The organism is Arenimonas aestuarii (assembly GCF_054781715.1).
On sequence record NZ_BAAGTW010000004.1, the window covers coordinates 217,703 to 243,229 of the forward strand.

Annotated in this window: 24 protein-coding genes, 1 tRNA gene and 1 pseudogene; 10 read left to right on the plus strand and 16 right to left on the minus strand. The window is 69.1% G+C overall.

Features of this window, described 5'->3' with window-relative positions:
• Window positions 1-33: 33 nt before the first annotated feature.
• The 3 genes from ACYVJH_RS01870 to ACYVJH_RS01880 all read left to right on the plus strand — a co-directional run bounded on the left by ACYVJH_RS01870 (window position 34) and on the right by ACYVJH_RS01880 (window position 1,194).
• Complete coding sequence (locus ACYVJH_RS01870; protein WP_460454250.1) at window positions 34-426, plus strand: hypothetical protein; 393 nt, start codon at window positions 34-36, stop codon at window positions 424-426.
• A 67-nt stretch (window positions 427-493) separates the two neighbouring features.
• On the plus strand, window positions 494-1,072 hold the full coding sequence (locus tag ACYVJH_RS01875; protein ID WP_460452963.1) for a cysteine dioxygenase family protein: 579 nt from the start codon (window positions 494-496) through the stop codon (window positions 1,070-1,072).
• 36 nt (window positions 1,073-1,108) lie between these two features.
• Window positions 1,109-1,194 (plus strand) — tRNA-Leu (locus tag ACYVJH_RS01880).
• Between the two features lie 76 nt (window positions 1,195-1,270).
• On the opposite strand, the gene metX is transcribed toward ACYVJH_RS01880, so the two are convergent.
• The 10 genes from metX to ccmA are packed head-to-tail and all read right to left on the minus strand — an operon-like array spanning window position 1,271 to window position 8,998.
• On the minus strand, window positions 1,271-2,383 hold the full coding sequence (metX, locus tag ACYVJH_RS01885) for a homoserine O-acetyltransferase MetX (protein ID WP_460452964.1): 1,113 nt from the start codon (window positions 2,381-2,383) through the stop codon (window positions 1,271-1,273).
• Complete coding sequence (locus ACYVJH_RS01890) at window positions 2,380-3,378, minus strand: tetratricopeptide repeat protein (protein WP_460452965.1); 999 nt, start codon at window positions 3,376-3,378, stop codon at window positions 2,380-2,382. The genes metX and ACYVJH_RS01890 overlap by 4 nt, the downstream gene beginning before the upstream one ends.
• Window positions 3,379-3,380: 2 nt before the next feature.
• Window positions 3,381-3,806, minus strand: a complete 426-nt coding sequence (locus tag ACYVJH_RS01895; protein ID WP_460452966.1) for a cytochrome c-type biogenesis protein — start codon at window positions 3,804-3,806, stop codon at window positions 3,381-3,383.
• Entirely contained in the window at window positions 3,803-4,333 is a 531-nt protein-coding gene (locus ACYVJH_RS01900; protein ID WP_460454251.1) for a DsbE family thiol:disulfide interchange protein, read from the minus strand. Before ACYVJH_RS01900 ends, ACYVJH_RS01895 begins: the two co-directional genes overlap by 4 nt.
• Window positions 4,333-6,270 (minus strand): heme lyase CcmF/NrfE family subunit, encoded by a 1,938-nt coding sequence (locus ACYVJH_RS01905; protein WP_460452967.1) that lies wholly within the window; start codon window positions 6,268-6,270, stop codon window positions 4,333-4,335. The genes ACYVJH_RS01900 and ACYVJH_RS01905 overlap by 1 nt, the downstream gene beginning before the upstream one ends.
• Entirely contained in the window at window positions 6,271-6,747 is a 477-nt protein-coding gene (gene ccmE / locus ACYVJH_RS01910) for a cytochrome c maturation protein CcmE (RefSeq protein ID WP_460454252.1), read from the minus strand.
• Window positions 6,747-6,905, minus strand: a complete 159-nt coding sequence (gene ccmD, locus ACYVJH_RS01915) for a heme exporter protein CcmD (protein WP_460452968.1) — start codon at window positions 6,903-6,905, stop codon at window positions 6,747-6,749. Before ccmD ends, ccmE begins: the two co-directional genes overlap by 1 nt.
• Window positions 6,902-7,651: a heme ABC transporter permease gene (locus ACYVJH_RS01920; RefSeq protein WP_460452969.1), complete on the minus strand. Its 750-nt coding sequence runs from the start codon at window positions 7,649-7,651 to the stop codon at window positions 6,902-6,904. The genes ccmD and ACYVJH_RS01920 overlap by 4 nt, the downstream gene beginning before the upstream one ends.
• Before the next feature lie 10 nt (window positions 7,652-7,661).
• Window positions 7,662-8,348: a heme exporter protein CcmB gene (gene ccmB / locus ACYVJH_RS01925; protein WP_460452970.1), complete on the minus strand. Its 687-nt coding sequence runs from the start codon at window positions 8,346-8,348 to the stop codon at window positions 7,662-7,664.
• Window positions 8,345-8,998 carry a heme ABC exporter ATP-binding protein CcmA gene (ccmA, locus tag ACYVJH_RS01930; protein WP_460452971.1) on the minus strand — a complete coding sequence of 218 codons (654 nt, stop codon included), beginning with the start codon at window positions 8,996-8,998 and terminating at the stop codon, window positions 8,345-8,347. The genes ccmB and ccmA overlap by 4 nt, the downstream gene beginning before the upstream one ends.
• A 188-nt stretch (window positions 8,999-9,186) precedes the next feature.
• Between ccmA and ACYVJH_RS01935 the strand changes: the two genes are divergently transcribed.
• The 3 genes from ACYVJH_RS01935 (at window position 9,187) to ACYVJH_RS01945 (ending at window position 14,868) form a co-directional block, all read left to right on the plus strand.
• Complete coding sequence (locus tag ACYVJH_RS01935) at window positions 9,187-12,828, plus strand: S8 family serine peptidase (protein WP_460452972.1); 3,642 nt, start codon at window positions 9,187-9,189, stop codon at window positions 12,826-12,828.
• A gap of 88 nt (window positions 12,829-12,916) precedes the next feature.
• Window positions 12,917-14,065, plus strand: a complete 1,149-nt coding sequence (locus ACYVJH_RS01940) for a pyridoxal phosphate-dependent aminotransferase (RefSeq protein ID WP_460452973.1) — start codon at window positions 12,917-12,919, stop codon at window positions 14,063-14,065.
• A gap of 2 nt (window positions 14,066-14,067) precedes the next feature.
• Window positions 14,068-14,868 carry an amidohydrolase gene (locus tag ACYVJH_RS01945; RefSeq protein ID WP_460452974.1) on the plus strand — a complete coding sequence of 267 codons (801 nt, stop codon included), beginning with the start codon at window positions 14,068-14,070 and terminating at the stop codon, window positions 14,866-14,868.
• A 1-nt stretch (window position 14,869) separates the two neighbouring features.
• On the opposite strand, the gene ACYVJH_RS01950 is transcribed toward ACYVJH_RS01945, so the two are convergent.
• The 5 genes and pseudogenes from ACYVJH_RS01950 to ACYVJH_RS01970 all read right to left on the minus strand — a co-directional run bounded on the left by ACYVJH_RS01950 (window position 14,870) and on the right by ACYVJH_RS01970 (window position 19,400).
• On the minus strand, window positions 14,870-15,628 hold the full coding sequence (locus ACYVJH_RS01950; RefSeq protein ID WP_460452975.1) for a class I SAM-dependent methyltransferase: 759 nt from the start codon (window positions 15,626-15,628) through the stop codon (window positions 14,870-14,872).
• Between the two features lie 3 nt (window positions 15,629-15,631).
• Entirely contained in the window at window positions 15,632-17,131 is a 1,500-nt protein-coding gene (gene rluB, locus ACYVJH_RS01955; protein ID WP_460452976.1) for a 23S rRNA pseudouridine(2605) synthase RluB, read from the minus strand.
• Window positions 17,132-17,231: 100 nt separating this feature from the next.
• Window positions 17,232-17,787: pseudogene (scpB, locus tag ACYVJH_RS01960) on the minus strand (SMC-Scp complex subunit ScpB); the annotation flags it as partial.
• A 19-nt stretch (window positions 17,788-17,806) separates the two neighbouring features.
• Complete coding sequence (locus ACYVJH_RS01965) at window positions 17,807-18,706, minus strand: segregation and condensation protein A (protein ID WP_460452977.1); 900 nt, start codon at window positions 18,704-18,706, stop codon at window positions 17,807-17,809.
• A 67-nt stretch (window positions 18,707-18,773) separates the two neighbouring features.
• A complete protein-coding gene (locus tag ACYVJH_RS01970) occupies window positions 18,774-19,400 on the minus strand; it encodes an L-threonylcarbamoyladenylate synthase (protein ID WP_460452978.1) in 627 nt (208 codons plus the stop codon).
• Between the two features lie 104 nt (window positions 19,401-19,504).
• Here ACYVJH_RS01970 and ACYVJH_RS01975 point away from each other — a divergent pair, with 104 nt between their 5' ends.
• From ACYVJH_RS01975 to ACYVJH_RS01990, 4 genes are read left to right on the plus strand one after another with little or no spacing between them, the layout of a single operon-like run.
• Window positions 19,505-21,439, plus strand: coding sequence for a S9 family peptidase (locus tag ACYVJH_RS01975; RefSeq protein WP_460452979.1), 1,935 nt, complete (start codon window positions 19,505-19,507; stop codon window positions 21,437-21,439).
• A gap of 32 nt (window positions 21,440-21,471) precedes the next feature.
• Window positions 21,472-23,472, plus strand: a complete 2,001-nt coding sequence (locus ACYVJH_RS01980) for a S9 family peptidase (RefSeq protein WP_460452980.1) — start codon at window positions 21,472-21,474, stop codon at window positions 23,470-23,472.
• Window positions 23,423-24,142: a 2OG-Fe(II) oxygenase gene (locus ACYVJH_RS01985; RefSeq protein WP_460452981.1), complete on the plus strand. Its 720-nt coding sequence runs from the start codon at window positions 23,423-23,425 to the stop codon at window positions 24,140-24,142. The genes ACYVJH_RS01980 and ACYVJH_RS01985 overlap by 50 nt, the downstream gene beginning before the upstream one ends.
• Entirely contained in the window at window positions 24,139-24,963 is an 825-nt protein-coding gene (locus ACYVJH_RS01990; protein WP_460452982.1) for a polysaccharide deacetylase family protein, read from the plus strand. The genes ACYVJH_RS01985 and ACYVJH_RS01990 overlap by 4 nt, the downstream gene beginning before the upstream one ends.
• A gap of 4 nt (window positions 24,964-24,967) precedes the next feature.
• Here the strand turns inward: ACYVJH_RS01990 and ACYVJH_RS01995 are convergent, their stop codons facing one another.
• Window positions 24,968-25,489, minus strand: a complete 522-nt coding sequence (locus tag ACYVJH_RS01995; RefSeq protein ID WP_460452983.1) for a hypothetical protein — start codon at window positions 25,487-25,489, stop codon at window positions 24,968-24,970.
• Window positions 25,490-25,527 lie beyond the last annotated feature (38 nt).

The window sequence follows — 25,527 nt, forward strand, 5'->3', positions numbered from 1 at the left end:
GTGTGGCTGGCCGGAGCGGCCTGGGCCAGTCCGATGAGCCTGCTGGCGCTGGTCGCTGGCCTGCTGGCGCTGCCGTTCGGCGCCCGGCCGCGGGTATCGGACGGGGCGCTGGTGTTCGAGCGGTTTCCCTGGGGGCCCGGCGGGGCCCTGGCCCTGGGCAACGTGGTGCTGCACACCGGCCAGAGCCTGGATACGGAGGTACGCACCTATGCCGCCGTCGCGGCCGGCCAGGCCGGCCCCCGGGTCCGGCTGGGCGACCATGAACGGGCCCATGTCTACCAGGCCATGGTGCTGGGGCCGCTGTTCCTGCCGCTGTACCTGGCGTGTGGGGGCATCAGCCACCGTAACCGCTTCGAACTGGCCGCCGACCGCTATGCGCTCACGGGCCGCGGCTGGTGGCCCTGGCCCCGGCCGGCGGTGGTTTGACCGGGCGCAAACCCACCGCGGCGGGCGCTGTTAAACTGGTTTCACGTCCACATCACCCGGTGCCGCCATGCAGGCCCTCGATTTTCCCGGCTGCGACCAACTGATCGCGATGATCGATCGCGCGGTGTCCAGCGATTGCCAGCACCAGACCACCGACTGCATCCGCAACGGCCTGGCCGAACTGATCCGCACCCGCGCGGTGACGCTGCCGGCCTGCGTGCAGGAGCCGGTGACCGACCACTACGCCCGCCGCGAACTCTACCGCTGCGAAAAGTCCGGCTACAGCGTCGTCGCCATGACCTGGGGACCGGGGCAGGGCACGCCCGTTCACGATCATTCCGGCGTGTGGTGCGTGGAAGGCGTCTGGCAGGGGCAACTCGAGATCACCCAGTACGCCCTGCGCGACCAGGATGGCGACCGCGTGCGCTTCGAAGCCGTGGGCACCCAGATCGCGGGCGTGGGTTCGGCTGGCAGCCTGATCCCGCCGCACGAGTACCACGCCATCCGCAACCCCAGCGCCGACGCAGTGGCGATCTCGCTGCACATCTACAAGCAGGCGCTGACCTGTTGTTCGATGTTCCAGCCCGAAGGTGATGGCTGGTACCGCAAGGCGCCGCGGCCCCTGGGCCTGGACGAAGCCGCCTAGCGCGCCTGCGCTGGGCTATAATCGCGCCGCCCACGTGCCGGTGTGGCGGAATGGTAGACGCGGGGGACTCAAAATCCCTTGCCAGCGATGGCGTGTAGGTTCGAGTCCTATCACCGGTACCAGGAGCAGGCGCAGGCGTGGCATGGTCCGGCGCTGCTCAGACCGAAGGCGTGGAGTCCTCCACGCCTTTTTTCTTTTCTAGAGTTTCGCGAGGAACCCGCTGATGGCGGGGCCGAACCGGTCGATGTCGACCAGGAAAGCATCGTGGCCCTGCGGGGATTCCAGGGCCAGGAACTCCGCGTCGGCGCCGCCGGCGCGCAGGCCGTCGGCGACCTGCTCCTGCTGCTGCAGCGGGAACAGGATGTCGGTGTGCACGCCGATCGCCAGCGCGCGCTCAAGCCGGATGCCGGCCAACGCCTTCATGACGTCGCCGCCGCCGTATTCGGCCGCGTCGAACCAGTCCATCGAGCGGCTCAGGTACAGGTAGCAGTTCGGGTCGAAGGTGCGCACGAACCGGAGCGCGTGGCCTTCGAGGTAACGCTCGACCTCGAATTCCAGGCCGAAGGGATCGTCCTCCCGGCACTCGCTGTCCAGGCGCACGCGGCCGAAGCGGCCGTCCCATTCCATCGCCGACCGGTAGGTGACCACGCCCAGCTTGCGCGCGATGCGCATGCCGTTTTCGGGGTAGGCGTGGTCATCGTAGTGGCCCTGGTTCCAGTTCGGGTCCAGGCGGATGGCTTCGCGCTGCAGCGAACGGATGGCGATCGAAAAGGGCAGTGCGCGGGCACTGCCGGACACGTTGATGTGCGAACGCGCGATGCCGGGGAACTGCAGAAGCAGCGCCAGCGCGCTCATGCCACCCATGGAATTGCCGATGACGCTGGCCAGGCAGTGAATGCCCAGCGCCTGCAGCAGGTGCCGGGCGGCGCGCGCGCCGTCTTCGATCGACAGGTCGGGGAAATCCAGGCGATAGGGCTGGCCGGTGCCGGGGTTGATCGAGGCCGCACCGGTGCTGCCCTTGCAACTGCCCAGCGGGTTGACGCAGATGACGTACCAGCGGTTCGTGTCGATCGGCTTGCCCGGGCCAAGCATGGCTTCCCACCAGCCGGGTTCCGGATTGCCCGCGTGCGCAGCCGCGTGCGCGTTGGGCGACAGGCCGGGCAGGATCAGGATGGCGTTGTCGCGGGAAGGGGAAAGCTCGCCCCAGGTTTCGTAGGCCAACTTCGCGCCTTCAAGCGCGCCGCCGCGTTTGAAGGGGAAGGGTCCGGGTAGTTCGACAAAACGGGTGGCCGGCGGGATCGATTCGCTCATTGCACCACTTTAGCAATCACCAGCGTCGCGTTGGCGCCGTCGGCCACGTCCAGCTCCACGGCCATGGCTTCCAGGTCGCCCGGGCTGGCCCCGGCGTCGCCGGAGCGCGAGATCCGCGCCATCAGCAGCACCCGGGCCTGGCCGGAGAGTTTTTGCGCCGGCATCAGGCCGTCGGCGTCGGAAAGCGACACCGTGACCGGGAACGATTCGGCCGGCAGGCGTTTCACCGCCACCGGCAGGCCACCTTCGAGCGTGCGCGCGAACACGTACAGGGTGTCGCCCGGCGCCAGCCGGTCGCCCAGGGCCGGGTCGATATCGACGGTGACCGCCAGGCTCGGTCCGGCCGTGGCTTCCGGTGCCGGCTCGAGCGGCGGCAGGCCCGCCTGTTCGCGCGCCATGTCCAGCTGCGGGCGCAGGGCCTTGGCGGTGTTTGCGTCCACCAGCGGCAGCAGGATGCCCCAGGTGGCCGCGGCATCGGCGGGGCGGCCGGCCTGCAACTGCTGGGCACCCAGGTAGAACAGGGCGCGCTGGTGGTCCGGCCGCAGCGCTACCGCGCGTTCGAGCAAGGCCACGGCATCGGCCGGAAAGCGGCCGTCGGGCGCGGCGCGCATGCGGGCATCGGCCAGCTCGACCATCAGGTCGGGTTCTTCCGGAAGCAGGGCCTGGGCCTTGCCGAACGCGTCGGCGGCGCCGGCCCAGTTACCCTGCGCGGCGTGGCTGCGGCCCAGCAGCACCCAGCCTTCGACACTGCCCGGTTCATCGGCCAGGCGGCGCTCGAGCTGCGCGATGGCTTCTTCCAGGGTTTCGGGTGCCTTCACCTGGGTCGGATCCAGCGCATCGGGCGTGCCCAGCAGCAGGTACAGCCCGGCGGTGCCCACGCCCAGGGCCAGGGCGAGCGCCAGGGCGCTGCGGTGGGCGCCGCGCCAGAGCGGACGCAGGGCGAAGGCCGTCAGCACCCCTACGATGGCCAGCGAGGCCAGCACGAAAGCCGTCATCGTCACCACTCCTGCCCGTCGTCGGGGGATGTGTCCGCGGGCGCCTGGCGCGAGCGGCGCTTCACCACCACGACCACCACGATGGCGCCGCCCAGCAGCAGCGCGGCGGGACCGAACCAGAGCAGCCAGGTGGCCGGGCGCACCGGCGGGTCGTAGAGCACGAACTCGCTGTAGCGCGCGACCAGGTAGTCCTTGATCTGATCGTCGGACTTGCCCTCGCGCATCAGTTCCAGCACCTGCAGGCGCAGGTCGTGGGCGATCTGTGCGTTGGAATCGGCCAGCGACTGGTTCTGGCACATCACGCAGCGCAGCTCGGCCGACAGGTCGCGGAAGCGGGCTTCTTCCGCGGCGTCGCGGAACTCTATCGGTTCGAATGCGACGGCGCCGAACGACAGCGCCAGCAGCAGGCCGAGCAGCCAGCGCCTCACTGGAAGGACTCCAGGAGCGGAAGCAGCTGCGTCTCCACCACCTCGGGGGTCAGCGGGCCGACGAACTTCCAGCGGATGATGCCGTCGGCATCAACCAGGAAGGATTCGGGCGCACCGTAGATGCCCCAGTCGAGCGCGGCGCGGCCTTCGACGTCGGCGATCACCAGCGCGTACGGGTTTCCGAACTGCTGCAGCCAGCGGCGCGCGTCGTCGGCCTCGTCCTTGTAGTCGTAGCCGATGACGCGCAGGCGGCCGGACTCGGCGAGCTCGGTGATCACCGGGTGTTCGTCGCGACAGGCGGGGCACCAGCTCCCCCAGACGTTGAGCAGGTAGGGCTCGCCGAGCAGGTCGTCGCGGGTGACGATGCGGTCGGGCTCGTCGAGCACCGGCAGTGCGAACGCCGGCGCCGGCTTGCCGATCAGCGGCGAGGGGATCGCGCTGGTGTCCTTGCCCGAGTTCATCATCACGCCCACCCCCAGCAGCAGGGCGAGCGCGGCAAAGGCCAGCAGGGGCAGCAGTCGCTTCATCATGCGGGCGCTCCCGGCGTGGCCGGGCGGCGGAAGCGCCGGTCAAGCACCACCACGAAACCACCCGCGGCCATGAACAGCGAACCCAGCCAGATCAGCCGGATCCAGGGTTTGACGTACAGGCGAAGGGCCCAGCCACCGCTCTGGTCCAGTGGCTCGCCCAGTGCGACGTAAAGGTCGCGGCGCAGGCCACCGTCGAGCGCGGCTTCGGTCATCACCTGGCCACCGGCGGCGTAGGCGCGCTTTTCCGGGTGCATCACCGCGATCTCGCGGCCGTCGCGCGACACCACGACGGTGCCGCGGTCGGCGAGGTAGTTCGGTCCGTTCACCTTCTCCACGCCTTCGAACGCGAAGTCGTAGCCGCGCAGTTCAAAGACCTGGCCCGGGCGCGCGGCAACGTCGCGTTCGATGCTGGTCGATTCGGTGATGAAGACGCCGGCCACGAAGATGCCGATGCCGGCGTGCGCCAGCAACATGCCGGTCATCTCGGCGGTGAAGCGCGCGCCCTGGCTGGTCGAGCGCAGGCGCTGCCAGGCGAAACGCGCGGTGCCGGCCAGGATCCACGCCGCGCCGAGCAGGCCGACGGCGGTCTTGGCGGTGCCGTTGGGCCAGGCGAAAAACACGACGATGCCGACCAGCACCGCCAGCGCCGCCCAGGGCGCCAGCCAGCGCACGGGCTGCGACAGGTCTTCGCGCTGCCAGCGCACCAGCGGGCCGAAGGGCACCAGCGCCACCAGCGGCGCCATCAGCAGGATGAACAGCAGGCCGAAGTAGGGCGGGCCGACCGAAATCTTGCCCAGGTCCAGCGCCTCGGCCAGCAGCGGATACAGCGTGCCGAGCAGGATCATGGCCGCGGCGGCGGTCAGCAGCAGGTTGTTGGCCAGCAGGAAGGTTTCGCGCGAGGACGCGGCGAAAGGTTTGCCGGTCTCCAGTTTCGGCGCGCGCAGTGCGTACAGCAGCAGCGAACCGCCGATCACGATGACCAGGAAAGCCAGGATGAACATGCCGCGTTCCGGGTCCGAGGCGAAGGCATGCACGCTGGTCAGCACGCCCGAGCGCACCAGGAAGGTGCCCAGCAGCGACAGCGAGAACGCCGCGATCGCCAGCAGCAGGGTCCAGCCGCGGAAACTGCCGCGCTTTTCCGTGACCGCCTGCGAATGCAGCAGCGCGGCGCCGACCAGCCAGGGCATGAAGCTGGCGTTCTCAACCGGATCCCAGAACCACCAGCCGCCCCAGCCGAGTTCGTAATAGGCCCAGAAGCTGCCCAGGGCGATGCCCAGGGTCAGGAAAGCCCAGGCGACGTTGGTCCAGGGCCGGCTCCAGCGCACCCACTGCGCGTCCACCTTGCCGTCGATAAGCGCCGCCACTGCGAAGGCGAAGGCCACCGCGAACCCGACGTAACCCATGTAGAGCAGGGGCGGGTGGAAGATCATGCCCGGGTCCTGCAGCAGCGGGTTCATGTCGCGGCCTTCCATCGCGCCCGGCAGCAGGCGTTCGAACGGATTGGACGTGAACAGGGTGAAGGCCAGGAAACCCAGCGCCACCATGCCCATCACCGCCAGCACGCGCGCTACCACCGGCGCCGGCAGCCGGCGCGAAAAACGCGCGACCAGCGCGGTCCAGAACACCAGGAACAGAAGCCAAAGCAGCAGCGAACCTTCGTGCGCGCTCCACACGGCCGTGTACTGGTAGGCGCGCGGCAGCAGCGAATTGGAGTTCTGGGCGACGTAGGCCACCGAGAAGTCGTGCACCAGGAAGGCCCAGGTCAGCAGCCCGTAGGACACGGCAACGGCCGCCAGCAGGGCATAGGCCAGGGGGCGTGCGCTAGCCATCCAGGCCGCGTGGCCGCGGTGGGCCCCCAGCAGCGGCAGCACCGACAGCGCCAGCGACAGCATCAAGGCCAGCGCCAGGCTGACCAGGCCGAGTTCGGGCAACACTCAGTAGCCTCCCGGCGCGGCTTGTTCGCCCTTGTCGTCTTCCACTTTGTGCTTTTCGTGCGCCTTGCCCATGGCTTCGGCGACTTCGCGCGGCATGTATTGCTCGTCGTGCTTGGCCAGCACCTGGGTGGCGTGGAATTCGTCGCCGACCCGGCGGCCGGTGGCGATGACTGCCTGGTTCTCGCGGAACAGGTCGGGAAGGATGCCTTCGAAGCGGGCGGTCATCACCGCGTCGCCGTCGGTGACACCGAAGCTGACCTTGAGCGTGCCGTCCTCGCGCTTGAGGCTGTCCTTGGCGACCATGCCGCCGAGGCGGAACACGGCCTGGTCGGCGGCTTCGCCGGCATAGACCTGGCTGGGCGTGTACAGGTAGGTGATGTTTTCGCGCAGGGCCAGGGTGACCAGGCCGGCGGCGACCGCCGAGGCGGCAACCAGGCCCAGGACCAGCCAGAGGCGGCGCTTGCGGGTGGGATGCATCATGGGCTGGGGCTTCCTTGGCGCGCCGATTCGCGGCGGGCGCGCGTGGCGATGGCGCGGCGGGTCCGGTTGATGCGCCAGCGCGGCACCACGAAGTCCCAGGCCAGGTAAAGGGCGAAGACGGCGTAGGCGCCGACCACGTACTCGAGGTAGCTCACGGGCCCTTCTCCAGGCTGGCGCGGGCCCAGTCCTTGCCGGCCTCGCGCTCGAGGTTGTCGGCGCGCGCGCGCTGCAGCAGCGAACCGACGAACCAGAACTTGGTGGCGAACACCATCACCCAGAGCGGCCAGGCCATGGACGCATCCATCGTCGACTCGCCGAAAAGTTTGATCGTCGCGCCCTGGTGCAGGGAGTTCCACCACTCCACCGAATAGCGGATGACCGGCAGCAGGGCCACGCCGACGAGGGCCAGGAAACTGGCGGCGCGCGCCGCCGCGCGGCGATCCTCGATGGCCGAGTACAGGCCGATGACGCCCAGGTACATGAAGAGCAGCACCAGCTCGGAGGTCAGGCGCGGGTCCCAGTCCCACCAGGTGCCCCACATGGGCTTGCCCCAGATCGAACCGGTGGCCAGCGTCACCGCGGTGAACAGCGCGCCGACCGGGGCGCAGGCCATGGCCAGGATCTCGGCCAGCTTGATGCGCCAGATGAGCGCGATGCCTGCGTACACGGCCATCAGCCCGTACACGAACAGGCTCATCCACGCCGCCGGTACGTGGATGTAGAGGATGCGGAAGCTGTCGCCTTGCTGGTAGTCGGCCGGCACCACGAGCAGGGCGCCGTAAAGACCGATGGCCATGCCGACCAGGCCCAGGCCGAATCCCCACGGCGTCCAGCGCGCGGCGAAGCGGTCGAAGGTCGGGGGCGAACCAAGTTGGTGGAACCAGAGCAGGACGGGATTCACGGCGGTGTTTTCAGGTCAGGGCGATACGGATCGCCGCGGCGGCGACGAGCGGGGCGAGCACGATGGCAAGGACCAGGCCGGCGGCCATCAGCAGCAGGGCGCCAGCCCAGGGCAGGCCTTGCGCGGCGGCCATCACGCTGCCTGCCCCGAAGACCAGCACAGGCAGGAAAAGAGGCAGCGCCAGCAGGGCCAGAAGCATACCAGAGCGCCTGATCCCGACGGTCAACGCCGCCACCACCGCACCCAGCAAACTCAACAGCGGCGTGCCCAGCAACAGCGAGACCAGCAGCACCGGCAGGAGTTCCCCGGGCAGGTAGAGCAGCTCGGCCAGCACGGGCGTCAGCAGTACCAGGGGCAGGGCCGTGGTGACCCAGTGCACGGCCACCCGCACGGCGATCAGCCAGGCCAGAGGCACCGGCGCCAGCAGCATCTGTTCAAGGCTGCCGTCCTCGAGGTCGCCGCGGTAGAGCGAATCGAGCGCCAGCAGGCCGGCCAGCAGCACCGCCACCCACAGCACGCCGGGCGCGATACGCGCCAGCTGCTGCGGATCGGCGCCCAGCGCCAGCGGGAACAGCGCCACCACCATCACCGCGAACAACACGGGCTGGGCGGCGTCGCCGCGCCGGCGCCAGACCAGGCGCAGGTCGCGCCGGGCCTGGGCGCGCGCCACGGCCAGCAGGGACGGCATCGCGTTCATGCCGGGCTCCGCGGCGCGGCGAGTTCAAGCGTGCGCACCGGGACCGGGGGTGCCGCATAGGCGCCGTGGGTGGTCAGCAGCACGGCGCCGCCCGTGGCCAGGTGGGCCTGGATGAGTCGGTTCACGAGGGCGATGCCGTCCAGGTCGAGATTGGCGTAGGGCTCGTCGAGCAGCCACAGCGGTGCCGACTGCAGGCGCAGGCGGGCCAGGCCCAGGCGTTTGTTCTGGCCGGCCGACAGGCGCCGCGCCGGGCTGTCCTCGTAACCGGCCAGGCCGACGTCGGCCAGGGCCTGCTCCAGGTCCAGGTGGCCGGGAGCGCCGGCCAGCGCGCGGGCGAACTCGAGGTTCTCCAGGGTCGCCAGCTCGGCCTTGTGGCCGGGGAGGTGGCCCAGGTAGGCGCTGCCGCGGGCGAGGTGGTCGCGGTCGACGATGCGGCCCGCCAGCCGCACTTCGCCGGCGTCGGCCGGCAGCAGACCGGCCAGCACGCGCAGCAGGGTGGTCTTGCCCGCGCCATTGCCGCCCAGCACCAGCAGCGCTTCGCCGGCCGGCAGCACGAAATCGAGCGGGCCGAACACCGGTTCGTCGTTGCGTGCGAAACACAGCCCGCGGGCTTGCAGCAGCGGGACGTCGGCGGCCGGGGAAGGAGTCATCGCGGCGGCATGCTACCGGCTCGCCCGCGGCCGCGCCATGACGGGGATCAATGCCAGTCGGCGATGCAATGCAGGCCTGCGCGCAAGGCCTGGTTCAGGCAGGTGAAAAACGCTGTCCGTGTCTCCTTTTGATATTACGGCCCTCGTGCGGGAGAATCGGACGTTCGTCCACTTGCAGGATCGTCTTCATGCGTGCCAGCCCCCTCATGCTTGCCATCGCCCTGAGCCTTGGTCTTCCCCTGGCCGCCCAGGACGCCGGTGCGCGCTCGACGGCCCCGGTGAAGGCGAAGGCCGGCACCCAGGACACCTGGATCGTGGTGTTCGAAGAAGCGCCCGCGGCCAGCTTCCGCGGCTTCAAGCCCGGCGACAGCCAGCGGCCGAAGCTGGCCGCCACCAGCCCCGCGGCCACCGGCGCGATCAAGTACGATTCGCGCAGTGCCGCTGCCCGCGACTACGTGGATTACCTGGGCGAACTGCGGGACTTGCGCCTGTCCGACTTCTCGGCGCGCCTGGGCCGCCAGCTGGAACCGACCTATACCTACGCGCACGCCACCAACGGCGTGGCCCTGAAGCTGACGGACGCCGAGGCGCAACAGCTGCGCGGCCTGTCCGGCGTTGCCAGCGTCACCCGCGACTACAAGATTCCCCTGAACACCTCGAACGGCCCGGAATGGATCAATGCCGACGAGATCTGGAGCGGCGCCGTCACCGGTACGCCGCGACGCGGCGAGGGCGTGGTGGTCGGCGTCATCGACTCGGGCATCAACCGCACCCATGTCGCCTTCAGCGGCGCCGGCCACACCAACCCCCTGGGCAGCTTCCGCGGCTATTGCATCAGCACCCCGTCGGCCTGCAACAACAAGCTGATCGGCCTTTACGACTTCACCGTCAACAACACCGGCAACGCCGACCCTGTCGATGCCGACGGCCACGGCACCCACGTCGCGGCCACGGCCGTGGGCAATCCGTTCGGAGCCGCCGACTTCACCGGCGTCGCCCCCCGCGCGAACCTCATCGCCTACCGCGCCTGCGAGGACGGCTGCCTTTCCAGCGCCACCATCCGGGCGATCGACCAGGCGGTTGCCGACGGCGTCGACGTCATCAACTACTCGCTGGGCAGCGACCCTTCGGACCCCTGGCTGTTTTTCGACGTGCCCACCAACAACGCCTCCGAGGCGTTCCTGGCGGTACGCGAAGCCGGCATCATCGCCTCCGTGGCGGCGGGCAACGACGGCCCGGATGCCGGCACCGTGGGCAGCCCTGCCGCTTCGCCGTGGACCTTCGGCGTGGCCGCGGCCACGCACGACCGCAATGGCGTCCAGAACGCCGACCTGCTGGCCGCCTTCAGCGGCCGGGGTCCGGTGGTGCCCCTGAGCGTAATCAAGCCCGACATCACCGCGCCCGGCGTTTCCATCATTTCGGCGGGCATTTCCGGCTCGACCTCGATCGCCCAGCTGAGCGGTACCTCGATGGCGGCGCCACACGTCGCCGGTGCGGCCGCATTGGTGAAGTCCACCAACCTCGCGCTCAGCGCCGACCAGGTGATGTCGGCCCTGCACCTTACTGCCCGGCCGTCGGTGCGCCGTGCCGCGCCGCTGCCGCCGGCCACGCCGCATGAACAGGGCTCGGGCATGGTCGACGTGGCCAAGGCCGCGCGGGCCGGTCTGTACCTTGAAGTGCCCGCCGGTGCCTTCCGCGCCGCGCGATCGAGCGTATTCACCGGCGGCGCCGAAAACCTGAACCTGCCCACCATGGCGCACGCGGCCTGCTTCCAGAGCTGCACGCTGACGCGCAGCTTCAAGGCGATGCCGGGCGCTGGCGGCACCACCTACAGCGTGCAGGCCAGCCTGGGCGCCGGGGCCACCATCACGCCCAGCGTGACCAGCTTCGCCGCCAGCACGGGCGGCACCTCGGTGAATTTCACCATTTCCGCGCAGGACGCCTCGCTGGTAGGCCAGTGGCTCTATGGCGAGGTCGTGCTGACCAATACCAGCGGCAACGGTCGTCCCGACCTGCGACTGCCGCTGGCCGTGTACTTCACGCCGCTGTCGGACGAATCGGGCGTGCCGGCCGAAATCCTCATCGAGACCGACCACGAACGTGGGTTCGTCGACGTCGACCTGCACTCGCTGCTTGAGCTTCCGGACGCGCGCTTCGTCGCCACCGAGCTGGGCGAAGCCAGCGTGCAGGTGCGCAACATTCCCGTCGACCCGACCCGCAACGACGCGTTCGACGATGTTTCGCAGAACTACAGCGAAACCTTCCAGGTGCCGGCCGGCTCGGGCGAAACCTTCCGCATCCGTGTCTCCACCGAGGCAGCGCAGCCCGACATCGACCTGTTCGTCGGCCGCGACACCAATGCCAACGGCCTGCCGGATGAAAGCGAGCAGCTTTGCAGTTCGACGACGTCCGAATCCAACGAACTGTGCAGCTTCGATATCGCTGGCGTAGGCGACCCGCAAACCTTCTGGTTCATGGTCCAGAACTGGGATGGTGCCGGGCAGAACGTGAGCATCAGCCGGGCCGTCGTGCCCACCTCCGCGGGTTCCGGCGAGCAACTGGTGGCGACCGGGCCGGGCAACACCGAGGTCAACCAGCCCTTCACGGTGCGCGTGGGTTACGACGATCCGGGCATGGGCCAGGGCGCGGAACGTGTCGGCCTCATCGCCATCCAGAACCAGCCGGGTGCGACGATCCTGGAAGTCCCGGTGCGCATCAAGCGTACCGGCAGCACGCCGTCGCCCTTCGCCCTGTCCACCGGCCAGGCGCGCGAGGTGCGGCTGGCCGCGGGCGCCGCGCATGAGACCCTGGTCTTCGACGTGCCGGCCAACGCCACGACCGTGAGCTTCCAGACCCAGGGCACCGGGTCGGTTTCGCTGTACGCCGCGCACGTGCCCAGCCCGACCGGGCCGGTCATCGCGCCGGCACCCGCGCGCGGCGCCGCCGGGGTGCTCTCCGCCACTGCCGCAGGCGCCAACCAGACCATCACGGTCACCGGCGCCAACCTCAAGCCGGGCCGCTGGTACGTGACGCCGGTCAACACCGGTGCCAGCACCACGTCGGTGAACGTCAGCGCGACGATCACCGCCAGCACCGGCACGCTGAAGGTCAAGGGCGGCTCCTATTACCCGCCGGGCCGCGGTGGCCACGGTATCTTCATGTATCCCGCGGGCACCGAGCAGGCAGTGCTCTGGTACACCTACTTCCAGGACGGCACGCCGACCTGGTACTACATGCAGGCACCTCAGCCGGGCAACAACGGCAGCTGGACCACGCCGATCTACCGCGCGGCCTGGAATGGTTCAAGCAACCATCTGGTGGAAGTCGGCGAGGCGGTCATGACGGCCACCACGGACAGCCAGTTCAGCTTCGCCTACAACCTCGACGGATTCACCGGCGTCGAGTCGATGGACGCCTTCCTCACGGGCTGCCCGACGATCAGCGGGCAGCCGGTGGACGCCAGCGGCAACTGGTTCGACCCGGCGCGCGCGGGCAGCGGCTACAGCGTGCAGCTGGCGACCAACTATGAGTTCTTCGCCGCGTTCATCTACGACGACATCGGCGTGCCGCGCTTCCTGGCGGCCGAACGTGGCGGCGCCTTCAACGCCGGCGCCGGCGCCATCCAGCTCGACCAGCTGCAGGGTTTCGCGCCGCTCGGGGCCCATTCGGCGCCGGTGCGTTCGCCGGTCGGTACGCTCAGCCGGCAGTTCACCGCCAATGCCCTGTCCGGCATCAACGTGGCCGCCACCTTCGGTAACGGCGTGTCGGGTGGCTGGAACGTCAACGATGCGGTGGTGTCGCTGGGCGATACGCAGGGCTGCGCGCCCTGATCAGCGGCCGCCAGGCTGGCAACACGGGAAGCGGCCTTCGGGCCGCTTCTTTCGTATGATCGTCCTGTCCCCCGAATTGGAAGCAACGATGCGACTGGAAACCAAGCTGCCCAAGGTCGGAACGACCATCTTCACCGTCATGTCCCAGCTGGCGCTGGAACACAAGGCGGTGAACCTGGGGCAGGGCTTCCCGGACTTCGCCGTGCCGCAGCGGCTGGTGGACGCACTGTCGCGGGCGATGGCCGAAGGCCGCAACCAGTACGCGCCGATGCACGGCATCCCGGCGCTTCGCCAGGCGATCGCCGCCAAGACGGCGCGCTGTTATGGCCGCGAGGTCGACCCGGACGCCGAGGTCACGGTCACCAGCGGCGCCAGCGAGGCCATCTTCGACGCGGTGCTGGCGGTGGTGCGGCCGGGCGAGGAAGTCGTGGTGCTCGACCCCTGTTACGACTGCTACGAGCCAGCGATCGAGCTGGCCGGTGGCGTGGCGGTGCACGTGCCGCTGGACCCCCAGGACTTCACCGTTGACTGGCAGCGGGTGCGCGAGGCGATCACGCCGCGCACGCGCATGCTGATGATCAACAGCCCGCACAATCCGTCTGGCGCGATGCTCACCGAGGGTGACATGCGCGAGTTGGCCAGCGTCTTGCGCGACACGTCCATCGTGCTGCTGTCGGACGAGGTGTATGAGCACATCGTCTTCGACGGCGCCCGCCACGAAAGCGTATTGCGCCATCCCGAACTGGCCGGGCGTGCCTTCGTGGTGTCGAGCTTCGGCAAGACCTACCACTGCACCGGCTGGAAGGTCGGCTACGCGGTGGCGCCGCCGGCGCTGACCGCGGAATTCCGCAAGGTGCACCAGTACAACACCTTCTGCACCTTCGCCCCGGCCCAGTTCGCCTTTGCCGAGATGCTCGAACTCGAGCCCTCGCACTACGAGGAGCTGGGCGCGTTCTACGAAACCAAGCGTGACCGCTTCCGCGAACAGCTGCAGGCGACGAAGCTGCGGCCCTTGCCGGTGCCGGGCGGGTATTTCCAGCTGGTGGACTATTCGGCGGTCAGCGACCTGCCCGACGCCGAGTTCTGCCGCTGGCTGACCATCGAGAAGGGCGTGGCGGCGATCCCGCTCTCACCGTTCTACGCCCGGCCGCCCGACGGCCAGCGCCTGGCGCGACTGTGCTTCGCCAAGGAAGCGGCGACACTGAATGCCGCCATCGAAAGACTCGAGGCGCTCTGAGCATGCAGGACCTGCGGATATCGCTGGTCCAGGGCGATACGCTCTGGCACGACCCGGCCGGCAACCGGGCCATGTACGCCGACATGATGGCGCCGCTGGCGGGCCAGACCGACCTGGTGCTGCTGCCGGAAACCTTCACGTCCGGCTTCAGCAACGAGGCGTTGGCGGACGCCGAAACCATGGACGGCCCCACCGTGGCCTGGCTGCGCGACCAGGCGCGGGTGCTCGATGCGGTGGTCACCGGCAGCGTGCAGGTGCGTGACGGCGAGGGTGTCTACAACCGCATGCTGTGGGCCACGCCGGACGGCGACCTGCAGCATTACGACAAGCGCCACCTGTTCCGCATGGCCCGCGAACACGAGCGTTATGCCGCCGGTCGCCGGCCGGTCACGGTGGAGCTCAAGGGCTGGCGGGTGCGGCCGCTGGTCTGTTACGACCTGCGTTTCCCGGTGTTCATTCGCAATCGTTTCGACGTCGAGGCGCCCGGGCGCTTCGACTACGACCTGCTGCTGTTCGTGGCCAACTGGCCGGCGCCGCGCCGCCACGCCTGGCGCACGCTGCTGATGGCGCGGGCGATCGAGAACCTGGCCTGCGTGGCGGCGGTCAATCGCGTCGGCAGCGACGGCAATGGAATCGCCTATGCCGGCGACAGCGCCGTGCACGACTTCCTTGGCATGCCCCAGGTGGAGCTGGGCGACCAGCCGCAGGTGGCAACCGCCGTGCTGTCGGCAGCGCGACTGGCGGAACATCGCGAACGGTTCCCGGCCCAGCTCGACGCCGACCGGTTCAGCCTGCTCGACTGATTCAGCGGCTGGCGGCGACCATCACGCGTTTGCCGTAACGCAGCTGTTCGTAGCCGTCGGCCGGCACCGGCAGCAGGCGGACGTCGCGGAAACCGACCTTGCGCAGCACCCAAAGCAGGGCTTCGAGGCTGGGCACCAGGCAGATGCCGGTGGTCGAGGTTTCGGGGCCGTGGGTTTCCTCGGTTTCATCCACGATGGCGAAGTTGCCCATCATTGGCTTGACGAAGGTGTGGTGGCCGTAATCAAGCGGACCCGACAGGTTCGGCGCCACCTGGGTTTCAACCAGGCACAGGCCGCCATCGGCGGTCAGATCGAACGCGGTGCGCAGGGCGCCGACCGGATTTTCCAGGTGGTAGATCAGGCCCAGGCACAGCACCAGGTCGGCGCGACCGGTGGCGGCGGCATCCAGTGAATGCACGTCGGCCTGGTCGAACTGCAGGTCCCGCCCGCAGCCGGCGGCTGCCAGGCGCGCGTGTTCGACATGGTCGGCACGGGCGTCGAAGCCGCGCACCCTGCCGAAGCCCAGGTCCAGCAGCTGGTGGGCGAACCAGCCCTCGTGGCAGGCGAGGTCGATCGCGTCCAGCGTTTCCCGCGGCTGCTCGCCGAAGTGCGACTGCACGGCCTCGCCCAGCATCGCCGCCCGCGTCGTGTGCACCGGCGCCACGTCGGGCGGCGGGTAGGTCGGTACCACCTGGCCGGATGCCAGGCGGAACGGATAGAACCACTCGCGGGCCAGGCAGCGGGCCTCGATGTCGGTCATCGGTCAGTCGTCCGAGGGCAGGCCTTCAGGGCGCTTGGGCTTGAAGCCACGCGGACCACCGCCGGCTTTCTGGCCACCGCCGCCGCCGCCACCGGGGCGACGCGGGCCACCGGGCTTCTTCGGGCCGCCATAGGGGCTGGCGCCGGCGTTTCCGCCGGGACGGCCGCCACCGCCCGGCCGGCCAGCGCCGGCGGGTTTGCCCGGGCCAGGCCGGCCAGCGGCCGGACGGGCGCCGTAGGGGCTGGCCGGCTTGCCGGGCCGCGCGCTGCGCGGCGGCGCGACCTTGGAGCCGGTTTCCACGCCTTCGGGCACGTACCAGCTGCGGAAGGCCGCCGGGTTGGCGTCGTGGCCACCGTGGTGGGTCGGCTGCGCATCGCCGCGCGGGCCGCGTGGCTTGCCGCGCTTGGCGCCGGCCGGGCCCTGGCCGGGACCGCCGATGCGGTTGCCGAAGTTGTCGTCACGGGCGCCACCGCGGCCGGGACCACGCTTGCCCTTGCCGGCACCGGCGCCGCCGCCGGGGCGACCCCGGCCGCGTCCACGCGGTTCCTCGCGAACATGGTCGAAGCGGCGCAGCTCGCGCGATTCTTCGTCGATGGCGCCGTTGACGTAGGACGTCTGCTTGCGGTCCTTGCCGACCTGGATTTCGGTGGGGCGCGACTTGCGCTGGCCAATGACCGGCTGCAGCGTCAGCACCGCCGGCTTGTCCTCGAGCTTGAACTGGGCACGCAGCTTTTCCACCTGCTCCGGCGCCAGCTCTTCGCTGTGGCCGCGCTTGAGCGGCCGCGGCAGCGGGGTCGAGCCATAACGCACGCGCTTGAGGCGGCTGACCTGGAAGCCCTGCGATTCCCACAGGCGGCGCACTTCGCGGTTGCGACCTTCGCTGAGCACCACGTTGAACCAGGCATGCGAATCGGAGCTGCCGATGCGTTCGATCGAATCGAACTTGGCCAGCCCGTCCTCGAGCTCGACGCCCTTGGCCAGGCGCTGCACGACCTCTTCGGCGACCTCGCCGTGGATGCGGCAGACATACTCGCGCTGGATGTTGGACGAGGGATGCATCAGCGCATTGGCAAGCTCGCCATCGGTGGTGAGCAGCAGCAGGCCGGTGGTGTTGATATCCAGTCGGCCAACCGCGATCCAGCGCGAGCCCTTCAGGCGCGGCAGGGATTCAAAGACGGTCGGACGGCCCTCGGGGTCGTCGCGCGTGGTCACTTCGCCTTCGGGCTTGTTGTACAGCATCACGCGCGCCGGTTCGGTCAGGGCGGTGGCCACGAAAACCTTGCCATCGAGTTCGACGCGGTCGCCGCTGCAGACCGACTGGCCGGTGCGGGCGACTTCGCCGTTGACCTTCACCAGGCCCTGGGCGATGCGGTCTTCGAGGGCGCGGCGGGAGCCCAGGCCGGCCTGGGCCAGCACCTTGTGCAGGCGCTCCTCGGCCTTGGCGGCGGCGGGCTGGCTGCCCTTCTCCTTGAGGGATAGGACTTTCTTCGGGGTGTTGCTCATGACGATTGCTCCGGCGCGGCGTCTTCGCCGGCCTCTTCAGAAGGTGGGGGAGTGGCCGAGATGTCCTGGGCCACGGCCGCGGCGGCAACGCCGGCGGGCATGTCGAAGGGCAGCTGCGGCTCGAGTTCGGAAATGTCCTTGAGCTCCGCCAGCGGCGGCAGCTCGTCGAGGCTCTTGAGCCCGAAGTAGTCGAGGAAGGCCTTGGTGGTGCCGAACAACGCCGGCTTGCCCGGTACGTCGCGGTGGCCGACCACGCGCACCCACTCACGCTCCTCGAGCAGCTTGACGGTGTTGGTGCTGACGGCCACGCCGCGGATCTGTTCGATCTCGCCGCGGGTGATCGGCTGGCGGTAGGCGATCAGGGCCAGGGTTTCGAGCGTGGCGCGGGTGTACTTGGCCTGGCGTTCGGTCCAGAGGCGCGCGACCCAGGGGTGCACCTGGGCCTTCACCTGGAAGCGGAAGCCCGAGGCCACCTCGACCAGTTCGACGCCGCGGTCGGCGCAGGCCTCGCGCAATTCGTCCAGCGCCTGCTGCAGGCTGCCGTTGGGCGCGGGCTCGTCCTCTGGGAACAGGCCGGCCAGCTGGGCCAGGGTGAGCGGTTGCGGGGCCGCCAGCAGGGCGGCCTCGACGATCTGTCGGATCAGGGTCTGGTCCATGGGGTTCGGCTGTCTCGGGTCAGTCGTTCGGCGCGTCGGCGCCGGTGTCGTCGGAGGTCGGGTCGGGCAGGGCGGCTTCGACGTCGTCGTCGCTGGCGGCCAGGGATTTCACGTAGATCGGCGCCAGCGGGGCTTCCTGCACGATTTCGAGCAGTTGCTCCTTGGCCAGTTCCAGGATGGACAGGAAGGTCACCACCACGCCCAGCCGGCCTTCCTCGACGGTGAACAGGGTCTGGAAAGCGTGGAACTGGTGGTCCGCGAGCCGGCTGAGCACCTCGCCCATGCGCTGGCGAACGCTCAGCGCCTCGCGGCGGATCGCGTGGTGGGTGTACAGGTCGGCGCGCTTCAATACGTCGCGCAGGGCCAGCAGCATTTCGGTCAGGTCCACCGGCGGCGGCGCCTTCACCGCGCTGCGGTCGGGCACGTGCACCGAGGCCAGGGCGGTGTCGCGATCGAGCCGGTCGAGCTGGTCGATGTCCTCGGCGGCCTTCTTGTAGCGCTCGTATTCCTGCAGGCGTCGCACCAGCTCGGCGCGCGGGTCGGCCTCGTGGCCTTCCTCGGCCGGCGGGCGCGGCAGCAGCATGCGCGACTTGATCTCGGCCAGGATCGCGGCCATCACCAGGTATTCGGCGGCCAGTTCGAAGCGCATGTCCTGCATCACCCCGATGTAGTCCACGTACTGCCGGGTGATTTCGGCGACGGGGATGTCCAGGATGTCCAGGTTCTGGCGGCGGATCAGGTACAGAAGCAGGTCCAGCGGCCCTTCGAAGGCCTCGAGGAACACCTCGAGTGCATCCGGCGGGATGTACAGGTCCTGCGGCATCTGCAGCACCGGCTGGCCCTTCACCAACGCCAGCGGCATTTCCTGCTGCTGGGGGTGCGGGGCGCGCGCGGCGTCCTGCGCGATCGGTTCGCTCATCGGCGGCTCATGCAATGTTCGTGGGCTCTCATCGAGCGGGGGCCCCTCCGGCCCGGGTGTTCGGGTGTTACAGCGCCACGGGATGGAAACCCTGGCGGATGACTTCGGGCTGATCGCCCGTGCAGTCGACGATGCTGGTGGGGCCGGGTTCGCAGTCCTCGGCATCCAGCATTACATCGACCCAGCGCAACCAACGTTCTGCGACCTGCTCGGCCTCGTGGCTGTTCGGATGTTCTTCGTCCGGCAGCACCAGGCTGGTGGACAGCAGGGGTTCACCTACGGACTCCAGCAGCATCCGGATCACGCCATGGTCGGGCAGGCGGATGCCGATGTCGCGGCGCTTGCTGCGGCCGGCGTTCTTGATGCGCTTGGGCAGGTCCGGGGAGGCTGGCAGGATGAACGTGCATGGCCCCGGGGTCAGCGATCTGAGCAGCCTGAAGGCTGGATCGTCGAGCCGGGCCAGGCGGCCAGCCTCACTCAATTGCCGACAGAGTAAGGTGAAAGGGTGCCGGCTGTCCAGTTCGCGCAGGCGCTGGACCCTTTCCTCGGCGTCCCGGGCCTCCAGGCCCCAGGCCAGCGAATAACCGGCATCGGTCGGCACCAGGGCCAGCCCGCCGTCGCGGATCACGGCCACGGCCTTGTCCACGAGCCGCTGCTGCGGGTTGACCGGGTGCACCATCAATCTTTCTGCCATGCCCGATTGTGCCCGGGTTGCGGGCGATTGCGCGAATGTTTCTCCTCCCGCGCAAGGCCGCGGCCGGCTAAAGTCTGCGGGAATTCCCGCCGGGGTCCCCGCCGATGTACCGATTCCTGCTTCTGTTCGCCTGCCTTTCAGCCCTGCTTTCCACGAGTCCGCCGGCGGACGCGACGCCTGGCCCCGCTTCCAGCATCCCGGTTGAGCATTTCCTCGACCTCGAAGCCTTTGGCACCCTGAAGATATCGCCGGATGGCAGGCATATCGCGGCGACGGTGCCCCACGACGACCGCGTGGTGCTGGTGGTGCTGCGGCGGGAGGACATGAAGCAGACCGCGGCGGTGAACATCGAGAAGAACGGCATCGTCAGCGGGTTCTGGTGGGCCAATGACCGGCAGCTGCTTTACAAGGTCGCCACCCGCCACGGCCCGCTCGACCACCCGGTGTCCAATCCCTACCTCTATATGGTCGACGTCGACGGCAACCCGCGCCCCGTCAACAAGAACGAGCCGATGTGGCTCGTCGACCGGCTCAAGGACGACGAACACCATGTCCTGGTGTCGCTCGGATCTTCGCGCCGCTACGGCGTGGGTCGGGTCGACCTGCGCACGGGCAAGATCAAGGCCCAGAAGGTCAGTTGGCCGGCGCACGCCAATTCGACCTACTACCTCGACAACGCTGCGCAGGTGCGGGGCGTGCGCGGTTACATGAACAACGAGATGTATCCGCGGCTGTGGGTGATGGACGGCGCCGGCGAGTGGCAGGAGACCAACAACGAAAACGCCGGTGACGATGCCCAGTACATCGTCGGCTTCTCCGCCGACAATTCCCGTGCCTACCTGATGGCCGAACGCCGCACCGGCACCGATGAGTTCCTGGAGATGGACCTGGCGACGCTCAAGACGCGGCCGCTGCTGCGCAACCCGCGGGTCGACGCCTTCAATACGCTCAGCTCGCCGGTGCATGGCGGCATCATCGCCGTGGTGTACCTGGACGGAAAGCCCAGGCTGGAATACGTGGCGCCCGAGGATCGTCATGCCGTCGAACTGAAGAAGCTGGCCAGGGCTTTCCCGAACGCCTACGTCTACCCCACGTCCTACGCCCTCGACGGCGAGCTGGGTGTTTACCAGGTGTCCTCCGACCTCGATCCGGGTGAGTACTACCTCGTCGACCACGCCAACGGCAAGGCGCACTTCCTGGCCGCGCGCAGCGAGCGCCTGGACCCCCGGCAGATGTCGCCGACGCAGGTCGTGCGCTTCAAGGCGCGGGACGGCATGGAGATCGAAGGTTTCCTCACCGTGCCCAAGGACCGGCCGGCCGGCACGCCCGGCGCCCTGGTGGTGATGCCCCATGGCGGCCCGATCGGCGTTTTCGACCGCTGGGGCTTCGATTCCGAGGTGCAGCTGCTGGCCAGTCGCGGTTATGCCGTGCTCAAGGTCAACTTCCGGGGCTCGGGCAATTACGGAAAGGCATTCCGCGAAGCGGGCCACCGCCAGTGGGGCGGCAAGATGCAGGACGACCTCACCGATGCCACGCGATGGACCATCGCCGAAGGAATCGCTGCCCCGGGCCGGATCTGCCTCTACGGCTCCAGCTATGGCGCCTATGCGTCGATGATGGGCCTGATCCGCGAACCTGAGCTCTACGCCTGCGGGATTGGCAACGTCGGGGTCTACGACATGCCCCAGCTCTACCGGGAAGAATCCGTCGGCAGCCGATTCTCACGCAGCTACATGGATGAGGTCCTGGGCAGCAGCGACCTCGCCAGCATCTCGCCGCCCAGCCTGGCGCGCGCGATTCGCGTGCCGGTGCTGCTCGGCGCCGGCGGCGACGACCGCACCGCGCCGCCACACCACACCCGCAGCATGCGCCGGGCCCTGCACAGTGCCGGCGTGCCGGTCGAAATGAAAATCTATGGTGAAGAAGGCCATGGCTACTTCGACAAGGCCAACCAGCTCGACTGGGCCAACCGGGTGCTGAACATGCTGGACCGGACCATCGGGCGGGGCCGTGGCCAGGGCCAGCCTGAGCCGAACTGATTTCAACACAAGGGTCCGGATTTCCAATGACGATGAGCGTGTTCCCGATTCGCTGCTGCCGCGCCGCCATGCTGGTTTGCGCCCTGGTCGCCACGGCAGCCCAGGCGCAGCCGCCGGCGCGCCCCGCCGACATTCCGCTCTCGGCTTTCGTCGCGGGCGCTGAGTTCAACAACCTGCGCATCTCGCCGGGAGGCAGCTATTACGCGGTGTCGGTGCCTCAGGAAAAGGAGACCGTGCTGCTGATGCTGCACGCGGCCGACCTGCAGCGGGCCGGCCACGTGAAATTCGACGAGGAGGCGCACGTCACCGGGCATCGCTGGGTCAACGACCAGCAGCTGGTGTTCGTCGTGGCGACCCAAAGAGGCCGGCTGGCCCAGCCCCGGGTGAACAACACGCTCTACCTGACCGAAGCGGAAGGCGGCAAGGTCCGCGCGGCGACCAAGCAGATGGTCTGGCTGCACGACACCCTTCGCGATTCGGACGACCACGTGCTGGTGGGCCACTTCGGCGTCGCCGGCGCTCCCGGCGTATCGCGCATGGACCTGCGCAACGGGCGGGTCGAGATCAACAAGGTCGGCGGGCCGCCCATCGCGGGCCCCGACTACTACACCGACCCGGCCGGACGGCTGCGACTGGCCGTGGGCTACCGCAACAACGAGATGTTCCCGGGCCTGTACCGCCGCAGCGACGAAGGTGAATGGCTGCTCGTGCATTCGGCCAATGAAACCCGCCGAGGCGTCGGCGTGCTGGGTTTCAGCGCCGACGGCGGCACCGCCTACGTCGTTGTCGAGGAAAACGAGGGGCCTGATGGCATCTACTCGCTGGACCTGTCCAGCGGCGAACTCAGGCTCGCGCATCGCGATCCCCGCGTGGATCCCGCGGGAAGCCTGGTATCGGCGATCGATGGATCGCTGCTGGCCGTCCGCTTCCTCGACGGCCGTCCGAAGCTGTGGGAACTGCAGCCCGACGCGGCACCGCTCGTGCAACTGCGCAGCATCCAGAGGGCATTTCCAGACTCGCTGGTGCTGCCGACGTCCTACACACGCGACGGCAAACAGGGCATCTACCTGGTCAGCTCCGACACCGACCCCGGCCAGTATTTCCACGTCGACCATGCCAGCGGGCAGGCACGTTTTGTGGTGGCGCTGTCGCGGCAGCTGCCGCCGGCCCTGATGTCGCCGACCGAGCCGATCCGACTTACGGCCCGCGACGGGCTGGAACTCGATGGCCTGCTGACGCGGCCGGTCTCGGCCAAGGGCAGGCCCGCGCCGCTGGTGGTGCTTCCGCATGGCGGGCCGATCGGCGTTCACGACGCCTGGGGCTTCGACCCGGAAGTGCAAATGCTGGCCAGCCGCGGATTCGCCGTTCTGCAGGTGAACTTCCGCGGCTCGGGCAACCGGGGCAAATCCTTCCGTGAGCGCGGCAATGGTGAATACGGCCGCGGCATGATCAACGACCTCGAGGACGCCACCCGCTGGGCTCTTGCCCAGGGCGTGACCGAGCAAGGCCGGATCTGCGCCTATGGCGCCAGCTATGGCGCTTACGCCGCGATGATGTTGCTGGCCGGCAATCCCGATCTGTTCGCCTGCGGCGTCGGCAATGTCGGCGTTTACGACATCCGCCGCATGATCGCCTATGACAGTCTCGGTAGCCGCAGCGGCAAGGCTTTTTACGCCGAAGTGATGGAGGGCGTGGAGCCGGATTCGATATCGCCGGTGAAACTTGCCGGCGACATCCGAGTCCCCGTGCTGCTCGGCGCCGGCGACCGCGACCGGGTGGCACCGCCGGAGCAAACCCGCTGGATGGCCAAGGCGCTGCGCGAAGCCGGCGTGCCGGTGGAGGAAAAGATCTACCTGCGCGAGGAGCACGGCAACTTCCTCACGGAAAACCGCCTCGACTGGGCCCAGCGGCTCCTGGCTTTCCTGGAGCTGCACATCGGCGATACTGCCGCCTCCGCCAAGAACGACAGCCCGTCACCCGACCATGCAGTTCATCTTCGACAGCCAGCGCCTGCAGGCGCTCGCGGACCGTGAGCAGGCGGCCTACCAGGACGCGCGACCGTTCCCGCACCTTGTCGTTGACGGTTTCCTGAGGCCGGAGGCGGCGCGCGCGCTTGCCGACGCCATCCCGGCCGCCGACAGCGGCCTGCCCTGGGACCGTTACGCGGCCGAGGGCTTCGAAATGAAGCTGGCCAGTTCGCGCGAGGACGTGTTGCCAGAAACCGTCTGCCGCGCCCTGCATGAACTCAATGCCGGACCGATGCTGCGTTTCCTCGAGGCGCTGACGGGCATCGAACACCTTTTGCCCGATCCCCACCTGCTCGGCGGCGGCGTGCACCTGGTCGGGCGCGGCGGCCACCTTGGCGTGCACGCCGACTTCAACTGGCACCCCGGCCTGCAGGCGCACCGGCGCATCAACCTGCTGCTGTACTTGAACGACGACTGGAATCCGGCCTGGGGCGGGGATCTCGAACTGTGGTCGACCGATGCGGCGCGATGCGAAAAGACAATCGCACCGCTGTTCAACCGCGCGGTCATCTTCAACACGCGCAGCGACACCTTCCATGGCCACCCGGCCCCGCTGGCCACGCCCGAGGGTGTCTGGCGCCGGTCGATCGCGATGTACTACTACACGACGACGCGCCCGGAATCCGAGCGCCGGGAGCCACACAACACCCGCTACAAGGGCATGCACCTGCCATGACGGGGCGCGACTGGCAGGTGCCGGTGCTGACCTACCACGCCAGCACCGTCGGCGGGCCCGACTACGCCGGCAACGACCACGTCGCCTTCGCCAGCGACCTGGCCACCGCCACGCGCCTTGGCTGGCGCATCGTGCCCTTGCAGTGGGTGGTCGAGCAGCGCCTGGGACTGGCCCGTCGCGACCTGCGCCGCTGCCTGGCCCTGAGCTGCGACGACGGCACGGTGCTGGACGTTCGCGACGTGGACTATCCCGGCCAGGGACTGCAGCCGTCTTTCCTCAGCCTGCTCGAGGCCGAGGGCGGGCAGCCCGACCGGCACCTCACCTGCTTCGTGATCGCCTCGCCCGAGGCGCGGGCGCGCATGGACCGCGACTGCCTGCACGGCCTGGACTGGATGGGCGAAGAGTGGTGGGCCCCGGCGTTGGCCGGTGGCCGGGTCGGCATCGGCAACCATAGCTGGGACCATAACCACGTCGTGATGCATGAGGCCGGCCCGGGCGGAATGCCACGCGGCGACTTCCACGTCGTCGACAGCGATCAACGCGCCGGCTTCGAGATCAGCCAGGCCGCCGACTATCTTTCCGCGCGGCTGGGGCAGGGCGCCTGCCCGCTGTTCGCGTATCCCTACGGCCACGCGCCCGACTTCCTGGTGCGCGACTGGTTCCCGCGCCAGGGCAGCGCGCTGGGCCTGCAGGCGGCCTTCGGCACGCAGGGCGGGGCGGTGCGGCCGGACAGCGACCCCTGGCACCTTCCCCGTTATGTCTGCGGCCTGCACTGGTCGTCGCCCGCGCAGTTCGAAGCCCTGCTGGCCGGCCTGGCCTGAGGGCTCAGAAGGTCCCGAAACCGAGCACCCGTTGCACCAGTTCCTGCTTGCGCGACGGCGGCAGCGGCCGGTGCCAGTGCACGATGCGGTTGGGGAACGCGGTGGGTTCGAATCCGGCGCGTGCGAGCACCGCCCAGGACCGGTTGTCGCCGCAGTGACCGAAAAACCCGTCGCAGCGGTCGCCATAGCGGGCGATCGCGAATCGGGTGACCTGCAGCATCGCGCCGCCGGCGGCGCGCAGGCGTTCGCGCTGGTCGGCGGGCATCGCGGCGATCGCCGGGCCGTCGGTGCAGGCGCCGCCAAGCAGGCAGGTGTCCTCGCGCAGCCACAGGTGCAGATAGGAAAGCGGGTGCAGGCTGCCGTCGGCGCGCCGGTGCCAGGCCAGGGCGTGGAACTCGAAATCCGGCGGCTCCCCGCCCCAGACGCGGCGGTAGAGCGGGGCGATCGGCGCGGGGTCGTCGATCTCGTCCAGCAGGAGGAAGTCTTCAAGCACGAAGGGCCGGGTCCGGTCGGAGGCTGCGGTCATTGTCGCCTCTTCGGCGGCAGTTCGCGCCGCGCAACGCA